The organism is Bacteroides sp. ZJ-18 (assembly GCF_011038705.2).
Classification (GTDB): Bacteria; Bacteroidota; Bacteroidia; order Bacteroidales; family Bacteroidaceae; genus Bacteroides; species Bacteroides hominis.
Genome location: NZ_CP072198.1, coordinates 3,952,840 through 3,970,146, shown reverse-complemented (window position 1 = coordinate 3,970,146; position 17,307 = coordinate 3,952,840). Strand labels below are relative to the sequence as shown.

Sequence of the window (17,307 nt, the reverse complement as noted above, 5' to 3'; positions counted from 1 at the left end):
TAAACTATGTCTGTAAGAAATTTAGTCTGCTTCTTATTCTGCAAAAGTCGTTTTTTTACAACGCCGGGGTAGGTGGGCAAGCTTATATTTGCAGGGATTATCAATCTAAATATCATATACAATGAAATCATTAAACGAAAGAGCAGTAGATTTGCTGCAAGGTTGTGAAACGGTAATACTCAGTTCAGTCAATCAAGAGGGATATCCCCGCCCTGTCCCTTTGAGCAAGATTGCTTCGGAAGGTATTTCTGAGATTTGGATGGCAACCGGAGAACATTCTGTGAAAACGAAAGATTTCCGGAGCAACCCGAAAGCGGGTCTTTGTTTCTACGAACAAGGGAATAGCGTTGCCCTGACGGGTGAAGTGGAGGTAGTGACGGATGCCGGACTCAAACAGAAGTATTGGCAAGACTGGTTTATCGCCCATTTTCCAAAGGGACCGACTGATCCGGAATACGTTTTACTGAAGTTCCGTTCTGAGCATGCCACGTTCTGGATCGACGGACAATTCGTCCATCGGAACATTTAACCCGTTACTCTGTATTCTGCTTCTTTTATGGTAAATCTTTTAGCTTCTGAGAGGTAGGTACAAAAAAAACGGTACTTCGATTCACATCGCAGCACCGTCACAACACAAACACAAAATAAAACACGACAAAACTACTATGCAATCTTACCTGTCTATGCCGGGGAGGCATACGGTGCGACTATTATGGATATTCCCATAGGCATAAAGCGCTTCAGGCCGATTTGCATAATTATAAACGCAGAAGAAATCAATTTTGTTCAGGAGTGAGCAAAAAAAATGTATTTTTTTCGAGTTATATGTATTTTCCCAAGTCTATGGCCGGCTCTCAATAGGCTATAACCGTGTATCGGGCACATTCAATAGAATCGCGTAGTTTGTTCGGTTCACATGGATATCTTTTAGTAAAGTGATGGAATATGTTTCAACCGTATTTCCCTGTGTTTCCTCTTTTTGCCTGATGACAAAAGATACATCCTTAGTTTTACTGACCAGTACTAACAATTCGATTAAGTGACGTAAATATTTGCTGCTGATCCAGATATTCTCTCGATGTATCTTATTATACTGATTGATTAGTAAATTTTTTGTTATTAAATATCGGTAATAGAATATTCTGAGTTAAGAATCAATCGATTGGATGATTTTCTTCTCAGAGTATCTATCAATATTGTCTACGAACAAGAAGATTCTCAAGTCCTTCGTGCACTTGTCCCATGTTTTAATCAGAGTTTTAAGTTCCTTTTTAAATTTTGTAGTTTTATCATGGAAACTGACTTCCTTGTTCAATTGTGGACAATCATTAAGCTCTGTCTCTATTATGTTCAATCAAAGGTAGTGAGAAATATTATTGGTCAATGAACGGACAAAAACAGGAAACTATTGATAATTTTCCTATTTTATTCTCTTATAATCGGGAAAAAGAATACTTTTGTTATTGTAAAATAAGCATAATCTATGAAAGCATCTTCCAATAATCTTTTAAGTATTATAAAGGGACCACGACAGTTTGTGATTCCCATTTATCAGCGTACATACAGTTGGCAACTGGTTCAATGCAATCAATTGTTGAATGATATTTTGCGTATTAGCAACGATTCTGCCGTGCAGGGGCACTTTATCGGTTCTATCGTTTATTTTCAGGAGAGTATACATACAGTGTCCGATGTGCCTAAACTTCTGGTTATTGATGGACAGCAGCGCTTGACCACCGTCTCTTTGCTGATAGCGGCTATTGCCGATTTTATAAAAGAGAATGCAGTAGAGATAGATACCAGCTTCACTAAACTTCAGAACTATTATCTGATTAACCCGGAAGAAGATAATGAATTGCGGTATAAACTTCTGCTGACCCGCAGAGATAAAGAGACCTATATAAATTTATTGAAGGGGATTCCTCAGTCCGAGGGGATGTCACAACGCATCATTGAAAACTATGATTTCTTTAAAAGTAAGATAAACAAGGAGAATGTGGTAGCTATTTATAGCGGGGTACAGCGACTGTTTGTTGTGGATGTGGCTCTTGAAAAGGAGAAGGACAACCCACAATTGATATTTGAAAGTATGAACAGTACGGGACTTGATTTATCACAAGCCGACTTGATTCGCAATTACGTGCTGATGGGACAAGAAGTTCACTTGCAGACCTCACTTTATGAATCTTATTGGTATCCTATGGAACAAGGATATGGTAGTGAATATGCGGCGCTGTTTAATAGCTTCATGCGCGATTACTTATCAGTGAAGACAGGCACCATTCCTCGTATCGATATGGTGTACGATGCTTTCAAGGCCTATGTGATAGGGGGTAAAGCTCCCGATACGATCAGCGAAGTAGTCAAAGACATTTATACTTATTCCGGATATTACGTCAACATGGTGCTTCACAAAGAGCCGGATAAGCAGCTTTGCGGGGCTTTCAAACGCATCAGCCAGTTGAGGGTTGACGTTAGTTACCCGTTTTTATTACCGTTGTACAACGATTATGTCAACGAAGTTATCAGTAGGGACGAGTTCTACGAAGCTCTTTGTCTGGTTGAGAATTATGTGTTCAGACGCGCCATTTGCGGTATACCGACAAATAGCCTGAATAAGACGTTCGCTACTCTCTATAAGTCATTCGATAAAGCGAATTATATGGATGGCCTGAAAGCTGCATTCCTATTGCTGGATAGTTATAAGCGCTTTCCGAACGATACGGAGTTCACTACTTTCCTACAAACCAAAGATGTTTATAATTTCCGTAACAGGAACTACCTTTTAAATCGGTTGGAAAATTTTCAGCGTAAGGAGATGGTGAATATTTCTGATTATACCATCGAGCATGTCATGCCCCAAAATCCTAATCTATCACACGAGTGGCAAGAAATGTTAGGGGAAGGTTGGGTAGAAGTTCAGGGTAAATATTTACACACACTTGGTAATCTGACTCTGACTGGTTATAATTCGGAATTGAGTGATCGTCCGTTCCAAGAAAAGAAGAGTATGGAGGGAGGTTTCGACGATTCTCCTATTCGCCTCAATTCATATCTGAGGAAAATCAGTTCGTGGAACGAAGAGCAGATACTTGTGCGTGCAGGGCAATTGGCTGAGAAAGCTAAAGAAATATGGAGATTTCCGTTATTATCGCCGGAGACACTCGAAGTTTATAGATCTGCGGAGAGAGATTCTGCAGAGTATACGTTGGAGCACTATGAATATCTGAAGGGGGACATACTTGCTCTGTTTCAGGCTTTGCGCAGAAGGATCATGAATATAGATCCTTCCGTAAAGGAGGAACTCAAGAAGTTGTATATTGCCTTTAAGGCTTATACTAATTTTGTGGATGTCGTGCCTCAGAAATCCCGGTTGCGCCTTTCTCTAAATGTAGCATTTGCAGATATACTTGATCCAAAAGGTTTGTGCAAAGATGTATCCAACTTGGGACGATGGGGTAATGGGGATGTAGAAGTTGGTATTTCGAATATGAATGAATTGGATGATATCATGGAGTTGATTCAACAAGCGTTTGATAAGCAAATGGAAGCGAACTGATTGTTTTTGTGCGTGATGTAGTCTGCTATGAATAACTTTTGTTCGGCATGTATTTAAATATGTTGGACAAAAGTTATTTTTTAATTTCCGGATAGGTGGTTTGCTTTTGTATTAGTCGTGTCGGTTTTTGAATGCAATAAGGAAGGCTTTGGTGCTTTTAATTCTGTATTTTGATAGATATACTAAAAATCCTCTGTTTTCTTTGATAAAACAGAGGATTATATAAAATTATTATTAATATCTGCGGTGCGTACGGAAGATGAACTTTTCTTCTATTCTTCACGTACTCAATATCTTAGCAAGCTCTTTAATTCTTTCTCCCACTAATAACCCCACGTGTGCAATTCTTTGGATTGCTTGGTGTTGCGGTGGTTGTTTGAGTTGGTACAAAAATACGAAATAGTTCATATAATAACCATAAATAGCCTATAATTTTTACAGGAAAATATTGTATCTTTACTGCAAATAAAGAAACTTAGTATGTTTGAACAGATAAAATTATACATATCCAACAAATGGGAGAAATTATATCCATTACTATTTTCTTCTATGATATGTTTGCTATTGTACTTTTTTAAAGATAATGAAATAATAGATAAGTGTTATTATAAATGTTTTGATAAAACATTTATATCAGCTTTAGTTACAGCGGAAAGCATTGTTTTTGGGTTTTTATTGACAACGATGGTAACTTTGATGCAGTTAAACAATTCCGCTATTAAAAATTTAATTGATACTAATAGATTTCCAGAGTTAATACAATACAATAAGACAGCAGTAATATATTCTTTTTTATCTGTTATCTTAACCTGTGTGCTTTTATTAACATTAGAAATCCAAATACCTTATTACAATATATTTGTTGCAATATGGATATTTGTTATGAATATGGTCATATTCTTAAGTTATAGATTTTTGAATATATTTTACTCCTTTCTTAAACGCTGAATACTATCTACCACAGTAGAAACTTCATTATAAAGTTTCATATAAACCGTATTAATACCATTTTTTCTATCCATAAATTGAAGGTTTGAAGCTATAATAGGTTCTTCTATTGAAAAACGAAAATCAATTTTATTTAGTAAAAAATCTACAATATCCTCTATTTCAGTTCCATCTTCATCTAAGATATTTCCTTTAATTATAAGTTTATTACCTTTTTCTCGCCCTAATTCTGTTGCCTCTGAATGAATACGTCCAAAACTATCTATAATATTTAAGATTTCCCCTTTCTTTAAGCTTTTTACTTTATCCGCAGTAAAAGAACACTGCATATATTTATCTGCATTAAGCTGATCGGATATACTTGCCAATCCTCTTAATGACCCTTTAGACAAATTATTTCTAAGAAGCCCGGTTGGTTTAGCTAATTTCAAATTTACATATTTTATTCTCACCATGTTTTCAACTCTTTCATACGCCTCTTTTTTTAAAAGAGGACTGATTTCAATCCAAAAAGTAGGAATAGAGTCTCTAATAGCCCTCGCCTCAAAATATGCACATATTTTTGACGGACTAACTCCCATTCTATTTGTCTCTAAATATAGTACTTTAGATTGGGGATCATATAAAAATACATTAGGATAGGCTAAGCCTTGTCCATCATCTAAGGGCAATGCTGTATAATCGTCTCCATTTCCAGGTTTATGAGCTGGTGGAATATTTTTTCGACTTGTAGTTACAAATAGACCAACAATACTTCCATTTTTCTGTATTTGAGTATATTTAAGTTCGATTGTTCTATATTGATCAAGAACAAAGGGTTTTAACGAAGATTCTTCGTTATCTAAAAGGAGTTGTACAAAATCCATGCTTTCTGGAATATTCACTGAATAGCATGTTACTTTTTTATTAACCATAGTATTATTGTCTTTTGTTACTTACAAAAGTATTACGTTACAACGAATTAAGCAAATTTTTAAATAGAAAATATTAATAATATACACAATCAAACTTGACCTTTATTCATTTTTGGGTATGGCTAATAAGAACGCAAATTTGTAAACGCCATTATATTGTTGGCTAATTTCCTAGAGTTCAAATGATTACAAAAATATTTTTTAGAAAAAGTAGGGCACTATTTTTTTATTTACTCCTAATTTACTTTGTATTCTTTCAATAATTCTATAGCAAACAGAGATTAAAAATCAATTCTGATACATTTTTCTATTAGCTTTTAGGGCTTTTTTGTTAGAATGTCCCTTTTTTACACCTATTATCAATCTAAGAAATCTTACTTTTGTCTGATAGTTAAGGCAAAATGGAGAACATTCAAGTAATACAACCTACCAAATTGCTCGCTCCTTATATAAAGCAATATTGGTTTTTAAGGATAGATGATGTAAAGCAAGGCTTTCAGCGTTCTATCCCAGCAGGTTGCGTAGCACTTGTTTTTCATAAAGGAAACAAAATTATTTCTTCTTTTCATAAGGGGATACAGCCACAATCCTATATAAGTGGACAAATCAGTACTTATTCAAACATAGAATTTTCTTTCTTAGATATGGTCATTATTCTATTTCAGCCTATCGGGTGCAGGATGTTTTTTCCATATTCTATGGAAGAATTTACTAATCAAAATATAGGCATTGATTTATTAGATAATACCTATTTAGTAGAATTGGAAGAGAAAATAAATGAAGCATCTGATACTTATCAAACGGTCAGATTGATAGAAGAATATTTATTAAATAGACTATGCAAAAATATTCCATGCAACGCCAACAGGATTATGACTACTGTTCAAAATATCAATAAAGGAGAAGGAAATATATCCGTTTTATCTCAAACGGCTTGTTTAGGATATAAGCAATTTAAACGAATATTCGCTGAATATATAGGACTAAATCCAAAAGATTTTATCCAAATCACACGATTTAAAAAGACATTCCATATTTTGCAATCAATTCCACAAATCAGTATAAGTAAAATTGCCTATGATTGTGGATATTACGATAAATCACATTTAATAAAGGAGTTTAAAATGTTCACGGGTTATACCCCTAAACAATTACTCGATAGTTGTGATACTTATGCCGAAAATCTATCGGTATTCAATTCTGTATTTATCAACGAAAATAAAAAACTTAACAATATCACTTTATGAAAATATTGATATACGGTGCTGGCGTAGTAGGTTGTACTTATGGCTGGCAATTATCCAAAGTAGGATATGATGTTACTGTATTGGTGCGTAAAGGGCAAAAAGAACTTGTACAAAAAGATGGTATTCATATTATTTGTTCTGACTTTAGAGAGCAAATAAGAAAAGATATCGATATAATCTTTAAGCCTACAATAATAGACGAACTTTCGTCAAATAATGAATTTGAATATATTATTGTCGCCACCAATAAATTGCAATTATCAAATATATTGCCAACTCTTTCAAAGTCAGCAGGAAAAGCAAATATCGTATTTTTCCAAAACAACTGGGATGTTTTTACAGAAATAGATAAATATCTCAATCCTGAACAATACTTTTTTGCCTTTCCTTTTATGGTCGGGGGTGGAAAAGAAGATAAAAATATACATTGTGCTATTTCAGGTTTAAAATATTCCAATACCCCATTAGGGGAAAAAGATGGGCGAATAACTCCACGAGTAGAAAAACTTTTTGTAGCACTGGATAAAGCAGACTTAAAACCTGTTATTTCTAATCAAATATTAGTATGGTTAATTACACATTATGCTGTCGCTACCGGTCTTTCAGCCGGAATAATGAGTGCCGGAAGTGCCTCTCAATTTATAGAAAACATACCTATTATAAGAACTGCAATGAAAGCTATTCGGGAAGGCTTATCTATCTGTAAAAAAATGGGTATCAATCCTAAAACAGAAAAAGCAAACAGATTATATCTTTTACCTTTATTTATCAGTGTGCCAATAGCAAAGAAAATTTATAGTAATGATGCTCTGCAACTTATGTTTGAAGGACATATAAATCATTCTCCTGCTGAAATAAGGCAAATGATAGATGACATAATAGATAGTGGTGTAAAATATGGCGTTGCAACTCCTAATTTATTTCAATTAAAAAGTTATATATCTTCTAACTAAAACTAATACAAATAGTGAATTGGGCTATCAATTTGGTAGCCATTAAATATAAAAGTATATGAAAGATATGTTACAAGAGAGATTTTTCCGACTATTGTCAGAAAGTTCGCATCGCAAAGTTTCTACATCTGAATTTGTAGAAGCCATTAAAGAATTGGCTATACATTTAGCCGATTTTAGTATCAACGAACAGGATTATAGCGTTTTACTACGTTATTTTTCCTTTGGTTTACACCGTCTTAAATCGTATCGTGTGCGGTTTGAGCAAGAAAAAAATGCCCTATTTGCATTTGATTGATGAAGCAATAGGACTGTTAAACACTGAAATGCGCATTGTAAAATGGCGCATTAAATACCCGGAACAATTCAAACAGCACGCAAACAAGTTGTTTCTTTCCCCTCTCCATTTGGCTGACAAAACGAGCCTTGTCAATATCATGGAAATAGTCAGCGGTTTATTTCTTTCTAAACGCATCGTATATCAGAATGGAAAATCCGTTCACCTGACAGACTTAGGTAAAGCCTTTGAATGGCTCTTTAATATAAAATTGGGGGACTATTACCAAAAACATGAAGATGTTATAAAGCGAAAATCTATCAAACTAACGGAATTTCTTAATGGATTAATAGCCTTTATCCGAAAGGAACACGAAAATAAAGGGTATAGATAATCAATGACTTAGCATCAATTTATATGGGGTAGCATATACTACCCTGTAATTTCTTTGCTTCCATTTTCTGAACTTTGCTTCATCAATCGATTGGTAATCATATAAGTATAACCTGAAAAATGAAGCAAATATGTATGTAGATAATTATGAGTTTAAAGACTGGATGCAAAAACTACTCGATAAACTGGAAGAAGTAGGAAAAGATGTAAAGAGTTTGCAGACCAATCCCGAAGTAATGCCGGGTGACAAGCTATTGGATAATCAGGATTTATGCCTATTGTTCAAAGTGAGTACCCGAACATTACAGCGATTGCGAAGCAAGAAACTACTGCCCTTTATGATGATTAGCGGAAAAGCTTATTATCGAGCTTCCGATGTGCGTGAGTTCATAAAGGAAAGGTTTGATGTGGGTACGCTCCGCAAGTTTGAAAAACAACACGGAACGGACAACTAAGAAAGAAACTATCCCGAAGTTGTACACGTGGCAACTCCGGGATTTTTCTTTTTTGGCAAGTTGTTTCTATTCATCTGCCGATATTATCCCTTCTTTTTGATAGGACTGTTCAAACCGTCTGCTTAACATTATTATCATTTCATTGGTCTTTATCAGTTCCAACGTGCATTGTTCCAGTTTGTAAAGCAAAGCAAGTGCTTTCTTTTCTGAAAAATTGGAATGAAGTTCTTTCACTACCTGATTATAATTCTGTCCTATACTCCTGAATTGTGAGTAGAATTGTGTTAGCTGAATGTAATAATCAACCTTACTTTTATCCCTGACTATTACCTTAAACGACTTACCGAAAATACAATTCTTAATGAAGTGCGCTTTAACCGTATAACCTGACCTGTCAAAGAATGACAGGAATTTGGCGTTTTCCACATCGTCCAAATTGAACGAATAACGGTGTGTTCGTGGGTCAAGTTTCGGCTTGCGTCCACCTTTGTTAAATGACTTCTTTTTCTGTTCCATAATTATAATTTTTACAAGGTTTACGACTTCGGAGTAAACCTAACCACCCGATAAGGTGGCAAGGTTTTGAGGTGCAAAAAACGAAGTGCGGACCTCAAAACACAACTTGCTATGTTCTAATGAACATAAAAATCTTCCCTACGGTCAGATTGCCCAAGCAAGCGTTTCGGCTTCTTCCTATGTCTGTTTATCGGTTGCAAAATTACAGACAGCCTTTTATCCCTGAAATATAGCGTATAACGCCAAATTGCGACACAAACGGACAAAGCAGCCCCATTTTGAAAAGCGTCTGTTTTTACCCTTTTCTTTGCTGAAAATTGATTGAATGAAAGCAATACATAAGACTGCCAAACAATATTTAGAAATGGCTTTAAATCGTATTTGGAAGCTATTTAAAGATAAAGCAATGCAGCTATAAAACTGGTTCACTTTCTTTTAATCAGTATCAGAAATCAGTCAACCTATTTATAAACCATTAAAAATTAAAAGTATGGAAGAAGCAAATCAATCATTACAACAGGAAAAGGAAAGCTACAAAGCGGTATTTTTCCAAAAGCGGACAGTCTGCAACCGTCAAAGCGTGTACATAAGTGGAGAGATACAGAAACGTATCATGCAGATTGTAGGCGTGATTACAGGCAAACAGATAAGTATCGGCAATTTTATTGATAATGTACTGGAACAGCATCTAAATACGCACAATGATATTCTTTCGGTTCTCTATCGGGAAGAAATGCAAAAAGGGATATTCAACCAGCCAAAAGAGAAAGACATATGAATATCGTAACTATTGAGGAACAGACCTTTAAACAGGTGTGTGGGCGGTTCTCCGGCTTTGTCAGTCAGGTGGAACGGATTTGTAAAGAGAATACCCGTCAGCCGGATAAATGGCTATCAGGTCGTGAAGTGTGTGCCCTGCTCGGTATCAGCATCCGAAGTTTGCAGAACTATCGGGATAGTGGCAAACTGGGCTACTCTCAAATCGGTAACAAACTGTACTATAAATCTGCCGATATTGAAAGACTGATTGCAGAATGTACGGAAAACAAGAAAGCGAATTATAAATCAAACAATAAATAAATATTGTCCTATGGAAAAGAAAGAAGAAAATAATACGGGAGTAAACCAGTCATTCAAATTGTCTGCTATTGTCGGAATATGGGAAAGTTTAAATCTTCATCCTACGGTAATGATATACCAAAGCAAGAAAATACATTTCCTTTCGATGCTCTATGTATCAGATAACGGACAGGCAAAACCAGCCATTTACGAGATACAGAAAGAAGATAGCCGTTATTTTATCGTTGAAGCCTTTAAACGGCTTTATATCAGTTATGATGCGGTAAAAGATAGTATTTCCATATCCTACTATGGCGAGTATCTGCGTAACTGACAGATGCGTATGTCAATCATTCAAACCAATTATAAATCAATAGAACGGTATAACAATATGGAACTTATAAACAGCAATAGTGAGATAATTAAGGATTTCTTTCAGTCTATGGAAAGAATGTTAGATGGTATCAGCCGACTGGCAAAGGAAAACAAACCACATTTGAACGGTGAAAAGTTTCTAAGTAACAGGGATGCAGCCAAATGTCTGAAAGTAAGCATCCGCACGCTGCAAGAATGGAGAGATACGGGCGTTATCCCATACATTCAGATAAAAGGAAAGATTATCTACCGTCAAAGCGATATAGAACGGCTTTTGCAGACCTACTACAACAAGGAACAGCAGGAATAACCTATCATCCTTAAAAAACACATTTTTTCCGAAACTGACTAAGAACATTAACTGTATTAGTGTAGTATTCCGTCTGTGCAAGCCTTTGGAAGAAAATACTACCCGAACATCGTGAGGTGTGGAGATTTTCTTTCAAACCCGTAGGGCTTGGGCTTGAACGGACGGAATACGGAGCTTACCTTTGTTAATGTTTTATTCAGCTTTGGAAAATCACAATAGTATTACAATGCAATTATTTGGAAAAAAATATCGAGTTGCAAAATTTAATGTATATTTGCCAATATAAAAAACAAATCATGAATGAGCAACAACAATATATAATGAAATGGCGTGCAGAAATTGAAGCAGTACGTTTATTAGACAATGAAACGGCAAAAGAGGGCATCAAACACATTTTTGAAGAAATGGATAAACATTCTCAAGAGTTTAATTACCCTCCCGCTATTGTAGGTTATTTATCCCTAATTAAAATTTTGAAGGATATTATAATAATTAAATCAATAAAATTCACTTCTGAAGAAATTAGTAATTCTGTTATAAAGAAATTAGTCGAAACAATATAAATAGCTTTAATAGCTATTTATATTGTTGTGTTTTTCAGATAAAATTCTTTTCTACATTTACCATATCACGCATAATAGAGCTATCCAATACCCGTGCATAATGCTGTGTCATTCTGATATTGGAATGTCCCAAAATCTTAGATACATTTTCCATTGATACATCATTGGCGAGAAAAACAACGGTAGCCGCAGTATGACGTGCAACATGAGTGGTCAGCCGTTTGGCTATGCCGCATACATCAGCAATTTCTTTCAGATAGGCGTTCATGCGCTGATTACTGATTACGGGCAAAAGTACTCCTTTCTTTATGCACTCTACATTATCTTCATATTTCCTCAATATCCTTTGAGGAATAGATAAAACGGGAACATTACACATCTGATTGGTTTTCTGTCGTGCCTTGCGTATCCACAAAGCACCGTTATTGTCTTTTATCAGGTGTTCACGGCTTAATTGCTGCACATCCACGAAAGCGAGCGCGGTAAAACAACAAAAGACAAAAACATCTCTTACCTGCTCCAACCGTTTGATAGTAAATTCTTTGTTCATCAGAACATCCAGTTCTTCACGTGAAAGAAACTCCACATTTACTTCATCCTGCTTAAAGTGGATGCCGTAAAACGGGTCTTTCTTTATCCAGTCGTTAGCCAAGGCAATGCGGATAACTTTTTTCAAATTCTTCAAATGTTTCAATGCAGAGTTATTTTGGCAATGTTTGTCCGTTTTCAGCCAAAAATCAAAATCACGGATAAACTGCCCGTTCAGTTCTGCCAACATTATATCATCACGGTGGTAACAACTACGGATATATTCTTTCAGCCGGTTTATGGAAGTATCAAACTTGGTAACTGTGCTTTCCGTATATTCTTTGCCAATCAGAGCACGACATTTTTCGTTATGCTCTGCATACACTTCCAGCAAGCTGCGCTGAACCTTGTCCCGTCCGTAGAAACAATCCTTTATTATATCGGCTGTTATCGGTTTGTTGTCTATTTCCAGTTCACGGTGTATCTGCAATACTTTGGCACGAACCGTATTGATATAGTGGTTCAGTTCGGTGGCTACACGGTCTTTTCCTTTGGAACATTCCTTTTTCTGATTCCATAAGTCTGCAAGAATACTCCGTTTAATCATAACTTCGGCTACTCGCTTGTTTACGGTGATGCGCATACAAACAGGAGCTTCACCGTTTTTCAGAAGTTTTGATTTCTTAATGATGAACAATACGCTTAATGTGTTTCTTTTCACTGCTCCCATAATTCTTTGATTTTTAAGTGGTACAAAATTAGTTTGTTACGCTCAAAAACCAGCTACGCAAAATGCTGACAATCAAAGACAAATGCGTCAATTCGTGGGAGCAAAAACAGCTTTCAAAAAGTCCCACGAATAAGCCACGTGAGGACTGCCTAAAACCGCTATTTTTTGCCGAAGCAGGAAAAAAGAAAAAGCTCTGAAATCCTTGAATTTCAGAGCTTTGCTTTAATTTGCTATTTGCTTTCGCGGTGCGTACGGGACTCGAACCCGTGACCCCATGCGTGACAGGCATGTATTCTAACCAACTGAACTAACGCACCAATTTTATTTTTTTTATTAAGATTTGAGATGCGGTGCGTACGGGACTCGAACCCGTGACCCCATGCGTGACAGGCATGTATTCTAACCAACTGAACTAACGCACCAGTATTTCATTTCTTAATCGCTATCTCTCTCGATTGCGGTTGCAAAGGTAGGCATTTTTCCGAAACCTGCAATAGCTGAGCGAAAAGTTTTTTGAAAAAAATGAAGCGATTTTGGCTTAGTTCCTCATTTTTAAGCCATTTAGTTTGAAAAAAAAGTGTGAAAAAATAATAGTGTAATTGGTCTCCTGTTTTCCTTCTGTTTTCCCTTTCGGATAATACTTATTCGTTTTATATGCCGAAAATCTTTCTATCTGTTATAAATCTATCTTTTAATTCAAACTTCTTGCTCCGATTTTTCGTGGTTTTGCAATAATTCGTTATTTTTGCGGACTAAATGTAGTACATTAAAATGAAAGTAGCAGTTATCAAATATAATGCAGGTAACATCCGTTCTGTGGACTATGCATTGAAACGCCTGGGAGTGGAAGCGGTGATTACCTCTGACAAAGAGGTGTTGAAAGCCGCTGATAAAGTGATCTTTCCCGGGGTGGGGGAGGCTGAGACTACTATGCTTCATCTCAAAGAGAGTGGTATGGACCGTTTCATTAAAGAACTCCGCCAGCCGGTATTGGGCATTTGTCTGGGCATGCAGCTGATGTGTCGTTTCTCCGAAGAGGGGAACGTCGGTTGCCTTGGGATTTTCGATACCGACGTGAAACGTTTTGTGCCCCGGAAACACGAGGATAAGGTACCCCACATGGGATGGAATACCATCGGTCAGTTGAAGAGTGACTTGTTCAAAGGATTCACCCGTGATGAATTTGTTTATTTCGTACATAGTTATTATGTACCCGTCAGTGAGTTTACGGCTGCCGAGACCGATTATATCCACCCTTTCAGTGCCGCTTTGCATAAAGATAACTTCTATGCCACCCAGTTTCATCCCGAAAAAAGTGGGGTGGCGGGTGAGAGAATTATAAAGAATTTCCTGGAGCTCTGATTCCCCCGGAAGTTTAAACCGTTAATTGAGAACAGACAGATGATAGAATTAATTCCGGCCATTGATATTATCGACGGGAAGTGTGTACGCCTTTCCCAGGGAGATTATGATAGCAAAAAGGTATATAATGAAAACCCGGTGGAGGTTGCCAAGGAGTTTGAGGCCAACGGCATCCGGCGTCTGCACGTTGTGGATCTGGATGGTGCTGCTTCACATCATGTGGTCAACTACCGGACACTCGACCTGATAGCCAGCCGCACTTCGCTGATTATCGATTTCGGCGGTGGGCTGAAGAGCGACGAAGACCTGATAATCGCTTTTGAGAACGGGGCGCAGATGGTTACCGGCGGCAGTATAGCCGTCAGGAACCCTGATGTGTTTTGTCGTTGGATAGACCGTTACGGTAGTGAAAAAATCATTCTGGGCGCCGATGTCAAAGATCATAAGATAGCTGTCAACGGTTGGAAGGACGAAAGTGACTGTGAACTTTTCCCTTTTCTAAAAGATTATACGAAAAAGGGCGTTGAAAAGGTGATCTGTACCGACATCAGTTGTGACGGTATGCTGGCCGGACCTTCCCTCGAACTATATAAGGAGATACTGACAGAGCATCCCACCCTTTACCTGATAGCCAGTGGTGGAGTGAGTAGTGTGGCCGATATTGAAGCGTTGCACGAAGCCGGGGTGCCTGCCGTCATTTTCGGCAAGGCTCTTTACGAGGGGCGTATCACTCTTAAAGAGCTTCAGGCATTTATTTAACCACAGGGTAATGCGGGGTTTTACAGAGTTCTGTTTTCTCTAATCGTTGCGCTCTTTGGAGTTCTGTGTAATTTTGTGGTCAACCATTAATCAAACGTAAAATCGTAAATATAGAATCGTGTTAGCAAAAAGAATTATACCTTGTCTCGATATCAAAGACGGGCAGACCGTGAAAGGGACGAATTTCGTAAACCTCCGCCAGGCCGGTGATCCGGTAGAATTGGGGCGTGCCTATAGCGAGCAGGGAGCCGACGAACTGGTGTTTCTTGATATTACCGCCAGTCATGAAGGGCGTAAGACTTTTGCCGAACTGGTCCGGCGGATTGCTGCCAATATCAGTATTCCTTTTACCGTTGGGGGAGGGATCAACGAACTGAGTGACGTAGACCGCCTGCTCAATGCCGGTGCCGACAAAATTTCCATTAACTCTTCCGCCATTCGCAATCCGCAGCTGATAGACGATATTGCCAAGCATTTCGGGTCACAGGTATGTGTGCTTGCTGTAGATGCCAGACAGACCGGAAACGGATGGAAATGTTATCTCAACGGTGGGCGTATCGAGACTGACAAAGAACTGATGACGTGGACCAAAGAAGCTCAGGAGCGCGGAGCCGGTGAAGTGCTGTTTACCAGTATGAACCACGATGGAGTGAAGACCGGATACGCCAATGAAGCCCTGGCGGAGCTGGCTTCCCAACTCTCCATACCCGTTATCGCATCGGGCGGAGCAGGCCGGATGGAGCACTTCCGCGATGCTTTTACACTTGGTAAAGCAGATGCCGCACTGGCAGCCAGTGTTTTTCACTTCGGAGAAATTAAAATTCCCGAATTAAAATCGTATCTTTGCGGCCAGGGAATTACCGTCAGGTAGAAAGCGTAAGCAAATCTTAGCCTGAAGATAAAAGACGATATAGAAATGAATTAAATAAGAGTTCACCACAGATTACACAGATTAACACAGAACTTTTAATCGTAGATAATCAGAGAGATCAAAGATTAATCAGTGAAAATCCGTGTAATCTGTGGTGAACCCGAAAACATAAGAACCATGGATTTAGATTTTGATAAAATGAACGGACTCGTTCCGGCTATCATACAAGACAACGACACCCGCAAGGTGCTGATGCTTGGCTTCATGAACAAGGAGGCTTACGAGAAAACTGTTGAAACCGGGAAAGTAACCTTTTTCAGCCGTACCAAGAACCGTTTGTGGACTAAAGGCGAAGAGAGCGGTAACTTCCTGAATGTCGTGTCTATCAAAGAAGATTGTGACAAAGACACTCTGCTGATTCAGGTAAATCCGGTCGGTCCGGTATGCCATACCGGAACTGATACTTGTTGGGGAGAGAAGAACGAAGAACCTGTCATGTTCCTCAAGTTGCTGCAGGATTTCATTGACAGACGTCACGAAGAGATGCCCGAGAAGTCCTATACCACCAGCCTGTTCGAGTCCGGTATCAACAAGATTGCCCAGAAGGTAGGTGAAGAGGCGGTAGAAACCGTGATCGAAGCCACCAACGGCACAGACGACCGTCTGATCTACGAAGGTTCCGATCTGATCTATCACCTGATTGTATTGTTGACTTCCAAAGGATACCGCATCGAAGATCTGGCACGCGAATTGCAGATAAGACATAGCGACTCATGGACGAAACACTGATTCACTATACCGACGTAGAGATACATCAGCAGGAACTCTGTGTGCTGAGCGATGTCAATCTGCAACTGCACAAAGGTGAGTTCGTTTACCTGGTGGGTAAAGTAGGCTCCGGCAAGACCAGTCTGCTCAAGACCTTCTATGGTGAGCTTGATGTGGCTTCCGGCGAAGCCGAAGTGCTTGGTTACCGGATGACATCCATCAAACGCAAGCACATTCCGCAGTTGCGGCGCAAGCTGGGCATTGTCTTTCAGGATTTTCAACTCCTCACCGACCGTACAGTGAACGACAACCTTGAATTCGTGCTTCGCGCTACCGGGTGGAAGAATAAACAAGAGATCAGGGAGCGCATCGCTGAGGTGCTCAACCTTGTCGGGATGGAGAATAAGGGCTATAAACTGCCTAATGAACTTTCGGGTGGCGAGCAGCAACGCATCGTGATAGCGCGTGCCGTGCTCAACTCGCCGGAGATTATCTTAGCGGACGAGCCTACCGGGAACCTCGATGTGGAGACTGGAAAGGCCATTGTCGAACTGCTGCACAACATCTGTCAGGCGGGATCATTGGTAGTGATGACCACCCATAATCTCCAGTTGGTTACCGAATATCCCGGACAGGTATACCGGTGTGCCGAACACCGCATTGTCAATGTGACGGACGAATTTGTGAAAAGAGAAAATAATTAATATACATACTAATTTT

The 17,307-nt window shown here is 38.3% G+C and carries 20 protein-coding genes and 2 tRNA genes; 17 read left to right on the top strand and 5 right to left on the bottom strand.

Translation table 11 applies throughout. From position 1 onward, the window contains the following. Positions 1-121: 121 nt before the first annotated feature. Both G7Y45_RS16130 and G7Y45_RS16125 read left to right on the top strand, forming a co-directional pair. The gene (locus G7Y45_RS16130; RefSeq protein ID WP_005807284.1) at positions 122-529 is read left to right on the top strand and encodes a pyridoxamine 5'-phosphate oxidase family protein; all 408 of its coding nucleotides are present in this window, start codon (positions 122-124) and stop codon (positions 527-529) included. 954 nt (positions 530-1,483) lie between these two features. Further along, positions 1,484-3,559, top strand: a complete 2,076-nt coding sequence (locus tag G7Y45_RS16125; protein WP_165015841.1) for a DUF262 and DUF1524 domain-containing protein — start codon at positions 1,484-1,486, stop codon at positions 3,557-3,559. Between the two features lie 926 nt (positions 3,560-4,485). On the opposite strand, the gene G7Y45_RS16120 is transcribed toward G7Y45_RS16125, so the two are convergent. Beyond that, a complete protein-coding gene (locus G7Y45_RS16120; protein ID WP_165015844.1) occupies positions 4,486-5,421 on the bottom strand; it encodes a DUF6731 family protein in 936 nt (311 codons plus the stop codon). 401 nt (positions 5,422-5,822) lie between these two features. Between G7Y45_RS16120 and G7Y45_RS16115 the strand changes: the two genes are divergently transcribed. From G7Y45_RS16115 to G7Y45_RS16095, 5 genes are all read left to right on the top strand, one after another. After that, positions 5,823-6,668 (top strand): helix-turn-helix domain-containing protein, encoded by an 846-nt coding sequence (locus tag G7Y45_RS16115; protein WP_165015847.1) that lies wholly within the window; start codon positions 5,823-5,825, stop codon positions 6,666-6,668. Beyond that, positions 6,665-7,621 carry a ketopantoate reductase family protein gene (locus tag G7Y45_RS16110; protein WP_165015850.1) on the top strand — a complete coding sequence of 319 codons (957 nt, stop codon included), beginning with the start codon at positions 6,665-6,667 and terminating at the stop codon, positions 7,619-7,621. Before G7Y45_RS16115 ends, G7Y45_RS16110 begins: the two co-directional genes overlap by 4 nt. 58 nt (positions 7,622-7,679) lie before the next feature. Further along, the gene (locus tag G7Y45_RS16105) at positions 7,680-7,919 is read left to right on the top strand and encodes a hypothetical protein (RefSeq protein ID WP_165015853.1); all 240 of its coding nucleotides are present in this window, start codon (positions 7,680-7,682) and stop codon (positions 7,917-7,919) included. Continuing rightward, positions 7,873-8,292: an RteC domain-containing protein gene (locus G7Y45_RS16100; protein ID WP_165015856.1), complete on the top strand. Its 420-nt coding sequence runs from the start codon at positions 7,873-7,875 to the stop codon at positions 8,290-8,292. Before G7Y45_RS16105 ends, G7Y45_RS16100 begins: the two co-directional genes overlap by 47 nt. 130 nt (positions 8,293-8,422) lie before the next feature. Continuing rightward, positions 8,423-8,746: a helix-turn-helix domain-containing protein gene (locus tag G7Y45_RS16095; RefSeq protein ID WP_165015859.1), complete on the top strand. Its 324-nt coding sequence runs from the start codon at positions 8,423-8,425 to the stop codon at positions 8,744-8,746. A gap of 66 nt (positions 8,747-8,812) precedes the next feature. Here the strand turns inward: G7Y45_RS16095 and mobA are convergent, their stop codons facing one another. Then, complete coding sequence (gene mobA / locus G7Y45_RS16090) at positions 8,813-9,262, bottom strand: conjugal transfer protein MobA (RefSeq protein WP_165015862.1); 450 nt, start codon at positions 9,260-9,262, stop codon at positions 8,813-8,815. A 490-nt stretch (positions 9,263-9,752) separates the two neighbouring features. On the opposite strand from mobA, the gene G7Y45_RS16085 reads away from it, so the two are divergent. The 5 genes from G7Y45_RS16085 to G7Y45_RS16065 all read left to right on the top strand — a co-directional run bounded on the left by G7Y45_RS16085 (position 9,753) and on the right by G7Y45_RS16065 (position 11,569). Then, positions 9,753-10,040: a DUF3408 domain-containing protein gene (locus G7Y45_RS16085; protein WP_165015865.1), complete on the top strand. Its 288-nt coding sequence runs from the start codon at positions 9,753-9,755 to the stop codon at positions 10,038-10,040. Then, a complete protein-coding gene (locus G7Y45_RS16080; RefSeq protein WP_165015868.1) occupies positions 10,037-10,342 on the top strand; it encodes a helix-turn-helix domain-containing protein in 306 nt (101 codons plus the stop codon). The genes G7Y45_RS16085 and G7Y45_RS16080 overlap by 4 nt, the downstream gene beginning before the upstream one ends. 10 nt (positions 10,343-10,352) lie before the next feature. Further along, positions 10,353-10,655 (top strand): DUF3876 domain-containing protein, encoded by a 303-nt coding sequence (locus tag G7Y45_RS16075; RefSeq protein WP_165015871.1) that lies wholly within the window; start codon positions 10,353-10,355, stop codon positions 10,653-10,655. Between the two features lie 57 nt (positions 10,656-10,712). Further along, complete coding sequence (locus G7Y45_RS16070; protein WP_165015874.1) at positions 10,713-11,006, top strand: helix-turn-helix domain-containing protein; 294 nt, start codon at positions 10,713-10,715, stop codon at positions 11,004-11,006. A 296-nt stretch (positions 11,007-11,302) separates the two neighbouring features. Further along, the gene (locus tag G7Y45_RS16065) at positions 11,303-11,569 is read left to right on the top strand and encodes a hypothetical protein (RefSeq protein WP_165015877.1); all 267 of its coding nucleotides are present in this window, start codon (positions 11,303-11,305) and stop codon (positions 11,567-11,569) included. Between the two features lie 34 nt (positions 11,570-11,603). Here the strand turns inward: G7Y45_RS16065 and G7Y45_RS16060 are convergent, their stop codons facing one another. The 3 genes from G7Y45_RS16060 to G7Y45_RS16050 form a co-directional block, all read right to left on the bottom strand. Further along, entirely contained in the window at positions 11,604-12,827 is a 1,224-nt protein-coding gene (locus G7Y45_RS16060; RefSeq protein ID WP_165015879.1) for a site-specific integrase, read from the bottom strand. Positions 12,828-13,070: 243 nt separating this feature from the next. Then, positions 13,071-13,144: transfer RNA gene (locus tag G7Y45_RS16055), tRNA-Asp, on the bottom strand. A 31-nt stretch (positions 13,145-13,175) separates the two neighbouring features. Beyond that, a tRNA-Asp gene (locus G7Y45_RS16050) sits at positions 13,176-13,249 on the bottom strand. Positions 13,250-13,598: 349 nt separating this feature from the next. Here G7Y45_RS16050 and hisH point away from each other — a divergent pair. The 5 genes from hisH (at position 13,599) to G7Y45_RS16025 (ending at position 17,291) form a co-directional block, all read left to right on the top strand. After that, positions 13,599-14,189, top strand: a complete 591-nt coding sequence (hisH, locus tag G7Y45_RS16045; RefSeq protein ID WP_005780065.1) for an imidazole glycerol phosphate synthase subunit HisH — start codon at positions 13,599-13,601, stop codon at positions 14,187-14,189. Positions 14,190-14,228: 39 nt separating this feature from the next. Next, a complete protein-coding gene (gene hisA, locus G7Y45_RS16040; protein WP_022011221.1) occupies positions 14,229-14,948 on the top strand; it encodes a 1-(5-phosphoribosyl)-5-[(5-phosphoribosylamino)methylideneamino]imidazole-4-carboxamide isomerase in 720 nt (239 codons plus the stop codon). A 118-nt stretch (positions 14,949-15,066) separates the two neighbouring features. Continuing rightward, positions 15,067-15,819: an imidazole glycerol phosphate synthase subunit HisF gene (hisF, locus tag G7Y45_RS16035; RefSeq protein WP_005807011.1), complete on the top strand. Its 753-nt coding sequence runs from the start codon at positions 15,067-15,069 to the stop codon at positions 15,817-15,819. Positions 15,820-15,996: 177 nt separating this feature from the next. After that, positions 15,997-16,608 carry a bifunctional phosphoribosyl-AMP cyclohydrolase/phosphoribosyl-ATP diphosphatase HisIE gene (gene hisIE, locus G7Y45_RS16030; RefSeq protein WP_005780060.1) on the top strand — a complete coding sequence of 204 codons (612 nt, stop codon included), beginning with the start codon at positions 15,997-15,999 and terminating at the stop codon, positions 16,606-16,608. Continuing rightward, a complete protein-coding gene (locus G7Y45_RS16025; RefSeq protein WP_005780058.1) occupies positions 16,593-17,291 on the top strand; it encodes a cell division ATP-binding protein FtsE in 699 nt (232 codons plus the stop codon). The genes hisIE and G7Y45_RS16025 overlap by 16 nt, the downstream gene beginning before the upstream one ends. Positions 17,292-17,307: the final 16 nt, after the last annotated feature.

Excerpts from the sequence above, each read along its gene's own strand:
- G7Y45_RS16130 (WP_005807284.1), top strand. The coding sequence starts at position 122 with ATGAAATCATTAAACGAAAGAGCAGTAGATTTGCTGCAAGGTTGTGAA.
- G7Y45_RS16125 (WP_165015841.1), top strand. The coding sequence starts at position 1,484 with ATGAAAGCATCTTCCAATAATCTTTTAAGTATTATAAAGGGACCACGA.
- G7Y45_RS16120 (WP_165015844.1), bottom strand. The coding sequence starts at position 5,421 with ATGGTTAATAAAAAAGTAACATGCTATTCAGTGAATATTCCAGAAAGC.
- G7Y45_RS16115 (WP_165015847.1), top strand. The coding sequence starts at position 5,823 with ATGGAGAACATTCAAGTAATACAACCTACCAAATTGCTCGCTCCTTAT.
- G7Y45_RS16110 (WP_165015850.1), top strand. The coding sequence starts at position 6,665 with ATGAAAATATTGATATACGGTGCTGGCGTAGTAGGTTGTACTTATGGC.
- G7Y45_RS16105 (WP_165015853.1), top strand. The coding sequence starts at position 7,680 with ATGAAAGATATGTTACAAGAGAGATTTTTCCGACTATTGTCAGAAAGT.
- G7Y45_RS16095 (WP_165015859.1), top strand. The coding sequence starts at position 8,423 with ATGTATGTAGATAATTATGAGTTTAAAGACTGGATGCAAAAACTACTC.
- mobA (WP_165015862.1), bottom strand. The coding sequence starts at position 9,262 with ATGGAACAGAAAAAGAAGTCATTTAACAAAGGTGGACGCAAGCCGAAA.
- G7Y45_RS16085 (WP_165015865.1), top strand. The coding sequence starts at position 9,753 with ATGGAAGAAGCAAATCAATCATTACAACAGGAAAAGGAAAGCTACAAA.
- G7Y45_RS16080 (WP_165015868.1), top strand. The coding sequence starts at position 10,037 with ATGAATATCGTAACTATTGAGGAACAGACCTTTAAACAGGTGTGTGGG.
- G7Y45_RS16075 (WP_165015871.1), top strand. The coding sequence starts at position 10,353 with ATGGAAAAGAAAGAAGAAAATAATACGGGAGTAAACCAGTCATTCAAA.
- G7Y45_RS16070 (WP_165015874.1), top strand. The coding sequence starts at position 10,713 with ATGGAACTTATAAACAGCAATAGTGAGATAATTAAGGATTTCTTTCAG.
- G7Y45_RS16065 (WP_165015877.1), top strand. The coding sequence starts at position 11,303 with ATGAATGAGCAACAACAATATATAATGAAATGGCGTGCAGAAATTGAA.
- G7Y45_RS16060 (WP_165015879.1), bottom strand. The coding sequence starts at position 12,827 with ATGGGAGCAGTGAAAAGAAACACATTAAGCGTATTGTTCATCATTAAG.
- hisH (WP_005780065.1), top strand. The coding sequence starts at position 13,599 with ATGAAAGTAGCAGTTATCAAATATAATGCAGGTAACATCCGTTCTGTG.
- hisA (WP_022011221.1), top strand. The coding sequence starts at position 14,229 with ATGATAGAATTAATTCCGGCCATTGATATTATCGACGGGAAGTGTGTA.
- hisIE (WP_005780060.1), top strand. The coding sequence starts at position 15,997 with ATGGATTTAGATTTTGATAAAATGAACGGACTCGTTCCGGCTATCATA.
- G7Y45_RS16025 (WP_005780058.1), top strand. The coding sequence starts at position 16,593 with ATGGACGAAACACTGATTCACTATACCGACGTAGAGATACATCAGCAG.